The sequence below is a fragment of the Mesorhizobium sp. IMUNJ 23232 genome, assembly GCF_044326205.1.
Classification (GTDB): Bacteria; Pseudomonadota; Alphaproteobacteria; order Rhizobiales; family Rhizobiaceae; genus Kumtagia.
Window position 1 is genome coordinate 1 of record NZ_JBIRCY010000123.1, and the last position, 7,702, is coordinate 7,702.

Annotated in this window: 6 protein-coding genes; 3 read left to right on the forward strand and 3 right to left on the reverse strand. The window is 59.8% G+C overall.

Annotated elements, in window-relative coordinates:
- Nucleotides 1–63: 63 nt before the first annotated feature.
- The 3 genes from ACH196_RS37270 to ACH196_RS37280 all read right to left on the reverse strand — a co-directional run bounded on the left by ACH196_RS37270 (nucleotide 64) and on the right by ACH196_RS37280 (nucleotide 4,847).
- Entirely contained in the window at nucleotides 64–1,533 is a 1,470-nt protein-coding gene (locus ACH196_RS37270) for a hypothetical protein (RefSeq protein ID WP_396651857.1), read from the reverse strand.
- A 150-nt stretch (nucleotides 1,534–1,683) separates the two neighbouring features.
- Nucleotides 1,684–3,090, reverse strand: a complete 1,407-nt coding sequence (locus ACH196_RS37275; protein WP_396651858.1) for a nuclease PIN — start codon at nucleotides 3,088–3,090, stop codon at nucleotides 1,684–1,686.
- The gene (locus ACH196_RS37280; protein WP_396651859.1) at nucleotides 3,087–4,847 is read right to left on the reverse strand and encodes an SIR2 family protein; all 1,761 of its coding nucleotides are present in this window, start codon (nucleotides 4,845–4,847) and stop codon (nucleotides 3,087–3,089) included. Before ACH196_RS37280 ends, ACH196_RS37275 begins: the two co-directional genes overlap by 4 nt.
- Nucleotides 4,848–5,552: 705 nt before the next feature.
- Here ACH196_RS37280 and ACH196_RS37285 point away from each other — a divergent pair.
- From ACH196_RS37285 to ACH196_RS37295, 3 genes are all read left to right on the forward strand, one after another.
- Nucleotides 5,553–5,795 carry a DUF3489 domain-containing protein gene (locus tag ACH196_RS37285; RefSeq protein ID WP_396651860.1) on the forward strand — a complete coding sequence of 81 codons (243 nt, stop codon included), beginning with the start codon at nucleotides 5,553–5,555 and terminating at the stop codon, nucleotides 5,793–5,795.
- A gap of 5 nt (nucleotides 5,796–5,800) precedes the next feature.
- Complete coding sequence (locus tag ACH196_RS37290) at nucleotides 5,801–6,349, forward strand: DUF2924 domain-containing protein (protein WP_396651861.1); 549 nt, start codon at nucleotides 5,801–5,803, stop codon at nucleotides 6,347–6,349.
- On the forward strand, nucleotides 6,346–7,702 hold a 1,357-nt coding region (locus tag ACH196_RS37295; protein WP_396651862.1), incomplete at its 3' end, for a recombinase family protein. The genes ACH196_RS37290 and ACH196_RS37295, both read left to right, overlap by 4 nt.

The window sequence follows — 7,702 nt, forward strand, 5'->3', positions numbered from 1 at the left end:
TCCACGGTGTAGATCCCCTAACCCTCCTGCGCGAACCCCAGGAGGAAAATAGGTGGACGACTTTTACGCCGCCCGCAGCCGGACTATCCCGCCGCTACCGTGGCCGGTTTTTGCACCGCCGCGCTCAGCCCGGTAGCGGAGCACTCCGTCCTCTGGCTCCATATGAAAGGTGTAGGCTTTCTGGTTGCGGAATTTGCGCGAGGCGACCCACAAATGGCGTTTGAGGACCCGCTCGAGAACGAGGTCCGCAACAACCCTCTGTACCGGGTTCAGTTTTGCCGCTTGAAGGTATTTTGTCTCGGTACGCAAGGACTGAAAATAGTCCGCGCCGCTCAGCGCCTCTTCAACAAGTTCTGCCGAACTCTGTGCGGCATCGCACAGCACGGCCATGAGCTGGATGGCGTACCGGACCTGGTCCTCGGGTTCTCCTACGGCGTCCAGCATGGAGGTCGCGAGCTCCCGCGCCGTCTTGCCACCTGCCAGTTGCGCGGTTGAAAAGGTCTCCCAGCTTTCGTCCACAGGCAGGTCGGCATACTCGGTCAATTCCTCTACGAGCGCGGAGAGCGACATGCGGCCCCTCGTGGCGGAAGAAAGCGTGGTCAGCGCAGCTGAGAAGAGCGCCTCGTACGCAAGACGCGTAAGATCGCAGGCCTGATACAAAAACCACAATCCCGGAGCGCTCTGCAGATGCGGGGCCGAGGGGCTGGATGCCGTCTCGTACCAGTGCCATTTCACTGCCTCCTGGTGAGGGATCGCTCCTTGTGTCTCTGCCGCTGCCAGGAGCATCCGGAGCGTACTCCTGCGCATGGTGTCGTTTTCCATTCGTGGACCCGACTTCGCCAGAAGGATATGTGTGAGCAGCGCGTGTTCGCTGCTTCCTGGCCGAAGACGTGATGGCCTCATCCTCTCGAACAAGGCCAGCAAGGAGATAGCTATCTGGCCGTCGCTTACGGCTTTGAAAAACGCCGGAGCGGCGTCTCCTAGTTCCCGCGCAAAGGCTTCTGCCACAGCCAGCGCAGGTTCGGCGCAAACCGGATTGGGATTAGGGGCGTCCTTCGTCGGGAAATGAAGGAGACCCATGGCCTGCATCTGGGTCGCATAAATTGCGCCGAACGCGCCGCCCTTGTTCCTCAGGTAACGGTACTGCTCCTCGGCCTCGGGATCGGCGCCCCGGGAAAAATCCACTACGCCGTTCTGGCCTTCGCGGACAGCGCTACTCGCAAGAATTCTTGCCGCCCAGTCCGATCCCGCGACACCAAGCTCCCGGACGCCATGGGTGCAAATCAGAGCATAGAGCGCCTCGCAGCGTCTCTGAAACACGCGAAACACAGCAGGGTCTGCGTTGCGGATATTCATCTCGTAGTGCCGCAGGATAAAAGGGAAGAAGGAATAGTACCGGAACCGCAGGGTGATCGTGCTGATGCCTGGAATGAGCGACTGGTAGATCACCTCAATAGGCCGTTGCATACCGAGCGGATCCAGTCCGCTGTCCTGTCCTAATTCCGTCCAGTCCGGAAATCCTTGCTCTGACATTGCCTAGTGCGCCCCACCGAAATACTCGCTTTATTGATGCCACCTAACGCGGCTCATGCGGGCGAAAACCCGCAGAATATCTCTAATTTTATAGTTCAGTATGGCCAAGCCACTACAGTAACCAAGAGTCGACGTCCAGATGGATGCGCCCTACATGAAGTTTCTGAAGTCGTAGATTTCATCGACCATCAACGGATTCTGCTGGATGATGTCGGCGAATGCCTTCGAGTAGCCCAGGGTCACGGGCAGTTTCTTGTAGAGCGTGTTGTTGTTCCAATCCATCTTGGTCAGGCCGAGGATGCCGGCGCATGTCGCGTGCCAGCCGCCCTCGCCGGAGAATCGGCGCACCAAAACCGGTGAGGGGGTAGGTTTGAGCGATCCCTCCTTGTAGACATCCTTCGTCGGCCCCTGCGTATGCACGCCCTTGACGCTGCCTTGCGTCCAGAGCAGCGCCTCGTTGGAGCTGACCGGGATGTAGGTGCCGCGCGTGACGGGATAGCCATCGGGCTTGTCGTCCATGTTGTACCGTATGCCCTGCCACGGCACGTTGCGCACAACCTGCACCAGTTCGACGTCGGTGCCGTCCCGGAAGCTATCTATGGCGCCGAGGATTTCCTCTTCCCTGAACTCGGTGTTCTTGTGGACGGTGATCCTGCTCGGCGACTTCCCGAAATGAGCGCGCTGATAGATCTCCAAACTGCGCGACAGTACGGCCTGCATGTCCAGATATGAAAGGTACGGGTTCTTGCGCTTGTCGAGCGACTTTGCGCGCGTATCAAAGGCCACAAAGCGAAATCCCGTTCCATCGGGATCGAACACCTGACTGCAGCAGGTCGTGTAAAGGCTGCCCGCGCCATCTGATTTCATGGCGTAGCTAATACCGATGAACGCTTCGTGGGGATTAAGACCTGCCAACTTCCACGGCACGCCACCGGCCTTGGCGTAGGCCGCGACACTCAGGCCCCACATAACGTTGGCGCGGCATGTCCGGTCGAGGCTGTTCTGCCGCACGATCTGGATCGGGATGTCGGACGGCGCGCAGTATGCTTTCAGGTAGTCGTGGAAGTTGAAGTTCTCGCCTTCAAAGCAGGCGGCCCAACTGGGCGGCAGATAGATCAGCGCGACGTCGAACGAACTGCGCAGGGTCTTGAGCCGGGCGATGCACTGGAACAGCTCAGCCGCAAGGCGTTCCTTGGCGCCATCGCGCGCAAACTCATCAAGTGCGTCCGGAAACGACAGCACCAGACGCTCGTCCTCGGCTGCGATGGGAATGCGAAAGAGCTGGGAGAAGCCGGGATAGTCCGGATAGTAGTTGGTGGCCTCCCGTGGCTTGGCAGGACGCTGGAGCTCTGCGACGAGGCCGCGGAGCTTACGCATTTCCAGCGCTGGCGCGAGCAGCGCTAGGCGAAGGCTGCTGGGAGATGCATAGCGCAGCCCGTAAGGGCCATGCGCGATCAGCCCCATCAATGGATGCTTGCCCAACTTGTCGCCTGCGAAGCGGAGGTTGGGTTCGGGCACGGCAGCATACCCGGCAACTTCGGAAGTTAGAGCTCTCATGCAGTGAGCCTTCTGGAGAAGGCCGTGCGGGTGCCGACCTGGAAGGCCGGGTTTTCCGCATCGTCGCCGTCCTCAAACGGGCGGAAGGTAAGATCGGCATTGCGCTGGTCGCTGTCGAGAATGATCCTTGTCCATGCCTGCAGCAGTTCGTTATGCTTGCCGTTGTAACGCCTGCCCTTGCGCTCATCGAGGAAGTTGGTTGCGACCGCGCGTGCATGCGGCGGCCAGATCCAGATGTCCGGCTCGATCAATAGCCAGTCACGCCCTTCCTTGCGGTCGAGCGACACGCGCAAGGACTCCGCCCAGCGGACTTTGTCCGGCTCCGGGTGAAACTCCGTAACCGGACTGAACAGCCCCGGGATCATTTCGGAGATCTTGCTGACGATCTGCAGCAACGGGCTCAAGCCCCCCACATCCCCCGCATGGGGATTGGCAATGATGAACCCGGAAGACGGCTTCATCCGGGGCAGCAAAGGACGCCCCCTCGTCAGCGCCAATATCAAGGCCTCTTCGATGAAGGCCTTGAAGTGCAGATTTTCAGGCGCCTGATAGTCTGAAGGCAGCGCGGCTTCGCTGATGCCTGAAAGCTTGTCGCCAAAACATTCCTCGATGTCGCGCCTTGCCCCCCAGCACCAGACGCTCGCCCCTTTGGTCACGACGATCGACTGGCGCCACTCGCGCACCGCCTCGCGCAGGTCTGCCCATTCCTGCGGCGCGTTGAACGCCAGTTCGAGGCAGCGCGCGGGCACCTGCACCGGTAATCCGTTCAAGCGGACCAATGGCTTGGCGCTGCCGACAGACGGCAACGGTATCTGGACGCTGGTCAACTGTGCTTTGCGCACCTTCGCATCAACAACGGCCGGCTTGCTATCGATGCTGCGCCACAGGCGCGACATGAAAGCATCGAATGTTTCGATCTCGACATAGGACGCCTTCACACCGCCATTTACGGCTCTTTCGAGCAGGGCTGCCACCGCCGGATGTACGGGCGAGCCTTTGAGCCCGGTCCAGTACAGGCCGTGTGGGAACGGGTTCGGCGCACTGAGCACGTCGCTCATGAGTTTCATTACGCTAGCATCCCGCCCGCTATAGCCGCACACGACCAGGCCGAAGCGCGTGCCGGAGGCGACGAAAGCCGTCGACAGGTCGTCGTTCTGCGTTGCCAGGTCAGCGCTCAGATTCTTCAGGCTTTCGAACCTGAAGTCACCGTGTAGCTTGCAGTAGAACGGGTACTCCTCGTTCAGGAATGCGTTGGCGGCCGACACTGTCCCTTCTAGGGAATAGGCCTGCAGCGAGCCGCCGCCGACCTCGGCCACCGCCCGCTCCACGACGCTATCAAAGTTGGTTGTGAAGACGGCCCGGCACATGCCGGCAGACAGCAGGCCGCCGAGCACCCGGTTGCCGACCGACAGAGTTACTTTTTCTTCGGACAGGATGCCTCTCAGATAGCGGCGCTGACGCTCATGATCGTCACCGAATATCTTCTGGAAATATGTCGAGTATTCCTCGTCCGACCACAAAGCGGGAAAACCGCGGGAGTCCATGTAGGCCTGAATGGTCGATCTGACGGCATCGTTCTGGACGTCCTGGGGCGAGACCTCGCGGTTCTCTTCACGGATGTAATAACGGCGCTTCATATCCCAGATAATATCCCCGGCTGTAGGCAGGCCTGCAGTGCGGGATGCGCCCGCGCCTAAGAACCATGCGAACTGCGCCGGACGTTCGGCGATCGAAGAAATAAGCTCTGACTGAAACATGGTCCCCCCGCTGCGCTACTCCGAAATCAGTCGTTACTCTGCGAATCTCCGTCAGATACAGCGGGACGATACAGGGCGTCTGGTCTTCAGGTCCATTGCATCTGCATTAGCCCAGCAGGTTCTTAACGCATAGCGTCACAGATCTTTTGGTCTGAATTCATATCAGCTTGTCAATGGCAGGTAGGTGGTTCAAACCCGAATGTGACGAGATCTCAGCGGAGACGGAACGTCTGCTTTTGGAAGATCAGAAGTTTGGTCTGAACGGCCGAAATTGGGCGCAAAGCTGCCATTCCGATCTAGATCGAAGCCCGCGCGTCGGGATGTTGGCGCCCGGTCAAGAACGATCGCCCGGCAATCGCAAACGACTGGACTTCCTCGTGTAGGCAAGCATTGCTGTTATCGAGGCTGGGCACCGTTGATCGCACGCCGCCAGTCTCTATGCCCGCCCTGCGGGCTTTCGTCAGTACTGCGGCCCGAATGGTCGGGCGGCGACTGACGGAGACTACGATGAACATCCCTGAACTGATTGTGGCCGAGGGTTTTGCCTCTTCGGCCGGCAACGGCGCCAACCCATGCGTTGCGGCGGATCTGCCTGCTTTCAATGCTGCGAAAGGGCGCGGGAGGCGCGGCCGTAAGGCCCCGACACTTCAGATTGAGGCAACGTCTGGCGAGGTTGCCCCAGACCGGCGACCTGGCGACTCGGACTTGGTCAGCTCCGCCAAACCGAAGCCGCCAACCTCCAAGACCGAGATGTTGCTGAAGAAGCTGCGGAGCGCGAAAGGGGTTACGATCGATACACTTATGGAGACGACCGGCTGGCAGGCGCATTCGGTGCGCGGGTTCTTGTCGGGGACGGTGAGGAAAAAGCTCGGCCTTACCGTCGTCAGCGAGGTCGGCAAGGATGGCGCTCGCCGCTATCGTATCGAGACGCCAGCCAAGGCTCGGTGACACCGATGTCGACAACGAATGAACTGGAGAGGGAGATCGCTGCGGTCGGCGCTCTTCCGCGAGAAGACCTGGCTCGCGAATGGCAGCGGATCTATCGGCATGCGCCACCGAGAAGCCTCAGCCATGATTTGCTGGCTCGGGCCGTATCCTGGCATCTCCAGGCAAAGCGGCTAGGCGGTTTATCTGCGGGAACTCGCCAGCTTTTGAAACAGTTGATCGAACGGGCCGAGCGTGGAGGCGGGTCGAAGAAGGCGAGGGGAGTACGAGAACCGGAATCGGCTCGACGTGATGCTGATATCATCACGGCCGCGGCGAGCGCTACGCCTGCTGTTTCACCCAGTGTGGCCATGAAAACGACTCTGCTTGCCTGCAAGCCCCGGCGCCGCCTTTCGCAAGGGGCTCGGCTCATCCGCGATTGGAATGGCCGTGCCTATGTCGTCGATGTGATTGATCGCGGCTATGTCTATGACGGCAAGCTCTATTCATCGCTGACGGCCATCGCCTTTGTTATCACCGGGGCTCGCTGGTCCGGTCCGAGGTTTTTTGGGCTATGAGCGCGGTCCCGAAACTCCGCTGTGCGGTCTATACCCGCAAGTCCACCGATGAGGGCCTCGACCAGGAGTTCAACTCGCTCGATGCCCAGCGAGAAGCCTGTGTTGCCTTCATCGCCTCGCAGGTCGGCCTCGGTTGGAAGCTGGTGCCCGATCGTTATGATGATGGCGGCATCTCCGGTGGAACGATGGAGCGGCCGGCGCTGCAGCGGGTGCTCCAGGATATACGCAGTCGCAAGGTCGACGTAGTGGTCGTCTATAAGATCGACCGGCTGACCCGATCATTGATGGACTTCTCCAAGATCGTCGAGATCTTCGATGCCAGCAATGTCTCCTTCGTGTCGGTTACCCAGCAGTTCAACACTACCACCTCGATGGGCAGGCTGACGCTCAACGTGCTTCTGTCCTTTGCCCAGTTCGAGCGTGAGGTGACGGCAGAGCGCATTCGCGACAAGATCGCCGCCTCACGCAGGAAGGGCATGTGGATGGGAGGCCGCGTCCCCTTCGGCTATCGCATCGAAGGCAAGAAGCTGCTGATCAACGATCAGGAGGCACGGATCGTCAGGGCGATCTTCGACCGATATCTTGAACTGAAGTCGGTGCCGGCTCTGGTGAGGGAACTGAACAGAGGAGAGGGACGGTTCGCGGGTATCACAACAAGCGGGGCAGATGGTTCAAAGCCACCCTCTGCTGCCAGGCAATATCGCTACGGTCAGCTTTATCACGTGCTTTCCAATCCGGTTTACATCGGCAAGGCCCGGCATAAAGGACAAGTGCATGAAGGAGAGCATGCCGCAATCATCGACCTCGCGACCTTTGAGGCGACCCAGAGCCTGCTCAAACAACTCTCGCCAGATCGGCGATCTCAGACATCGACACCCGACCTGCATATTCTGACGGGCATCCTGTTCGACGAAACGGGCGATCGGCTGACGCCAACCTCGACCGCCAATCATGGCAGGCGCTATCGCTATTATGCCTCCAACCGCCTGGTGAAGTCGAAGCAACTCGATCCCAGTGGGTGGCGGCTTCCCGCAGCGGAGATTGAAGCGGCAGTTTTGCAGCACTATCGTTCGCTGCTGTGCGACCAGCCGCGCATCGCGGCATGGACAACGATCCATCGCGGCAAGGAGCGAGTGCCTGAAGCGATCAAAGCAGCGACGGAACTGCTGGGCAGCGCCTCAGGAAAGCCCGGACTCGTCTCCGATGGTTGCGCCGACCTCGTCCGTCGAGTGTTCCCGAAGATCACCCTGACATCGGAGGCCATTATCTTCCAGATCGATGCCGCGGCGATGATCGATACATTATTGCCCGGAGACAATGCGGTACCCGATGCTTTGCGAAGCAACTCGACCG